We start from the raw sequence: 1,043 nt of genomic DNA on the forward strand, positions 1-1,043 counted from the left end.
AGCGGTACCCCGGACTGTCGTAGATACTGTGCGAAGGTTTAGGGTTCGGCTGCCCGCTGCCTTGACACCAACACCACCGACGAAGCCAAAGCGCTGCACGAGTTGTACGGCGCAGATCCCACGCGTATCGACGTCGTGGCTCCGGGCGCCGATCTCACCCGCTACCGACCGGGCGATCGCGATTCCGCCCGCGCGTCGTTGGGGTTGAACCCGGGCGAGATCGTCGTGACCTTCGTCGGCCGCATCCAACCGCTCAAAGCGCCGGACGTTCTGCTGCGCGCAGCAGCCGAGGTTATCACCCGACGCCCGGGGTTGCCGCTGCGCATCCTCGTTGTCGGCGGGCCGTCCGGAACCGGTCTCGCGCGGCCGGACGTGTTGATCGAACTGGCACGCTCACTGGGCATCACAGCGCAGGTGACGTTCTTGCCGCCGCAGGCGCCGCAGCGTCTCGCCGATGTCTACCGCGCATCGGATCTGGTTGCGGTGCCGAGCTATTCGGAGTCCTTCGGACTGGTAGCCATCGAAGCTCAGGCCTGCGGAACCCCGGTGATCGCCGCGGATGTCGGCGGACTGGGAGTGGCCGTACGCAACGGTGAGACCGGCCTGCTGGTTCAAGGGCACCGCACCGAAGACTGGGCCGGCGCTCTCGAATCCTTGGTGACAGCGCCGAAACGCTTGGCCGAACTCGCCGCGCAGGCACCGCGTCACGCCGAGAATTTCTCGTGGGAACACACCGCGGACGGTTTGCTCGAGAGCTATCGCAAAGCCGCAGTCAACTACAACAACGGAACCGGTCCCAGCGACTTCTCGCCCCGCCGTGCGCGGGGTCTGTGGCGTCTGCGCCGGACCGGGGGAGTGCGTACATGAGCAGCATTTCGGACACCATCGAGCAGGCTCTCACGGAGCGTGAACTCGACTTCACCAGAAAAGACGACGCGCATTTCGTCGTCGAACTTCCCGGCGAACACAAACTCAAGACGACGGCGGCCGCACCTGGGGGCCGCTCCAGGTCGTCACCGAGGGCGCGGGCGACACGCACGGCA

Annotated in this window: 1 protein-coding gene and 1 pseudogene; both read left to right on the forward strand. The window is 66.2% G+C overall.

The annotated features are described in order from the left end of the window. Nucleotides 1–102: 102 nt before the first annotated feature. Nucleotides 103–867, forward strand: a complete 765-nt coding sequence (locus ABT116_RS50105) for a glycosyltransferase (RefSeq protein WP_351648485.1) — start codon at nucleotides 103–105, stop codon at nucleotides 865–867. Further along, nucleotides 864–1,043: pseudogene (locus ABT116_RS50110) on the forward strand (hypothetical protein); the annotation flags it as partial. The gene ABT116_RS50105 and the pseudogene ABT116_RS50110, both read left to right, overlap by 4 nt.

Origin of the sequence: Streptomyces sp. NPDC002130 (assembly GCF_040296465.1) — a bacterium.
In the GTDB taxonomy this organism is placed as follows: Bacteria; Actinomycetota; Actinomycetes; order Streptomycetales; family Streptomycetaceae; genus Streptomyces.